Origin of the sequence: Mesorhizobium sp. M1A.F.Ca.IN.020.06.1.1 (assembly GCF_004023265.1) — a bacterium.
GTDB lineage: Bacteria > Pseudomonadota > Alphaproteobacteria > Rhizobiales > Rhizobiaceae > Mesorhizobium.
In genome coordinates this window covers 1-2,104 of record NZ_RZSR01001003.1, presented here as the reverse complement: position 1 = coordinate 2,104, position 2,104 = coordinate 1, and the positions used below count along the sequence as shown (strand labels likewise).

Sequence of the window (2,104 nt, the reverse complement as noted above, 5' to 3'; positions counted from 1 at the left end):
CATGTTGACAGCGGTGATCAGGTCGAAGGTTTGCTCGTCGACGCCGAGCATGTCGCCGTTGCGATGGGTGTAGCCGGCATTGTTGACCATGATGTCGACGCGGCCGAAGGCGCTTTTGGCGGCATAAACCATCTCGTCGAATTCGGAGCGTTGCGAGACGTCGGTCTGGGTCCAGATCGCGTTGTCGCCGATTTCCTTCGCCACGCGCGCTGCGCCCTTGGCGTTGAGGTCGGCAACCACGACGCGCGCGCCTTCCTCGGCGAAGCGCTTCGCCACGCCCTCGCCGAAGCCCGACGCCGCGCCGGTGATGATGGCAACCTTGTTTTGCAGACGCATGGTTTTTCCCATCATTGAAGGGCTGGCGGTCGCCATTCTCCCTTAGCTTTCGTCACATTCAGGTTCTATGTTGCAGGCGCGAACGCTTCCGGAAAGCTGTTGCTTGCCGACAAGCCTCCCGGCGGCGCCAGTGTCAAGGCCGCATTTGGGCCCAATCGATTGTCCAGCGATTGGTCCCGGATGTGACACCATGACACTGGACGATTTAAATCGATTAGAATATATCAGCCCCGCTACCGGCTAGCGGCATCAAACCGGACTGACCATGACCAGCCAGATCATCCCTGTCGAACCTTTCGACTTCATCATCTTCGGCGGTACCGGCGACCTGTCGGAGCGCAAGCTTCTGCCCTCGCTCTACCACCGCCAGCGCGACCACCAATTTTCGGAGCCGACGCGCATCATCGGCACGTCGCGCGCGAAGATGAGCGATGCCGAGTTCCAGACCTTCGCCAAGAAAGCGATATCGGACCATGTGAATCCGGCCGACATCGAGCCGAAGGAACTGGACACATTTCTTGCTCGGCTTTCCTATGTCTCGGCGGACGCCACCTCCGGCGTCGGCTTCGACAAGCTCACGAAGGCCATCGGCGACAGCGACCGCATCCGCGCTTTCTACCTCGCGGTGGCGCCGGCGCTGTTCGGCGACATCTCGCATCAGCTCAAGGAACACAAGCTGATCACCCCGAACTCGCGCATCGTGCTGGAGAAGCCGATCGGCCGTGACCTCGCCTCGGCACGGGCGCTCAACGACGCTGTGGGTGACGATTTCCACGAAAGCCAGATCTTCCGCATCGATCACTATCTCGGCAAGGAAACGGTGCAGAACCTGATGGCGCTGCGCTTTGCCAACGCGCTTTATGAGCCGCTGTGGAACTCCGCCCATATCGATCATGTGCAGATCACCGTGGCCGAGACCGTGGGTCTCGAGGACCGCGTCACCTACTACGACAAAGCCGGCGCGCTGCGCGATATGGTGCAGAACCACATCCTGCAGCTGCTTTGCCTGGTTGCCATGGAAACACCGTCCTCGATGGACGCGGACGCCGTGCGCGACGAGAAGCTGAAGGTGCTGCGGGCGCTGAAGCGCATCAACGGCAACGAGGCGCCGAAGCACACGGTGCGCGGCCAGTATCGCGCCGGCGCCTCCGCCGGCGGGCCGGTCAAGGGCTATGTCGAGGAGCTCGGCAAGGACAGCAACACCGAGACCTTCGTCGCCCTCAAAGCCGAGATCGGCAACTGGCGCTGGGCCGGCGTGCCTTTCTATCTCAGGACCGGCAAGCGGCTGGCGACCCGCGTTTCGGAAATCGTCATCGAATTCAAACCGATCCCCTATTCCATCTTCGGCGACAGCGCCGGGCCGATCTTCGCCAACCAGCTGGTGATCAGGCTGCAGCCGGACGAAGGCGTCAAGCAGTACATCATGATCAAGGATCCGGGGCCGGGCGGCATGCGGCTGCGCCAGATCTCGCTCGACATGAGCTTCGCGCAATCCTTCCACAGCCGCGCGCCGGACGCCTACGAGCGGCTGATCATGGATGTGGTGCGCGGCAACCAGACGCTGTTCATGCGTCGCGACGAGGTCGAGGCGGCCTGGAAGTGGATCGATCCGATCCAGAACGCCTGGGAAAGCGCCAGGCAGGAAGCGCAGGGCTATACGGCCGGCACCTGGGGTCCGTCGGCCTCCATCGCGCTCATCGAACGTGACGGACGGACATGGCACGAGAGCAATTGAGCGGGGCCGTTTACGCCTGGAACGGCTTTGCCG

At 62.3% G+C, this 2,104-nt stretch carries 2 protein-coding genes; one reads left to right on the top strand and one right to left on the bottom strand.

Annotation, left to right across the window (positions count from 1 at the left end):
- Positions 1-336: SDR family NAD(P)-dependent oxidoreductase (locus EOA60_RS30165; RefSeq protein WP_128312415.1), on the bottom strand; the 336-nt coding region annotated here is incomplete at its 3' end.
- Between the two features lie 265 nt (positions 337-601).
- On the opposite strand from EOA60_RS30165, the gene zwf reads away from it, so the two are divergent.
- Positions 602-2,071: a glucose-6-phosphate dehydrogenase gene (zwf, locus tag EOA60_RS30160; protein ID WP_095825804.1), complete on the top strand. Its 1,470-nt coding sequence runs from the start codon at positions 602-604 to the stop codon at positions 2,069-2,071.
- The last annotated feature ends 33 nt before the right edge of the window (positions 2,072-2,104 follow it).

What these genes read in the sequence shown, in the direction of transcription:
- zwf (WP_095825804.1), top strand. Translation starts at nt 602, where the DNA reads ATGACCAGCCAGATCATCCCTGTCGAACCTTTCGACTTCATCATCTTC.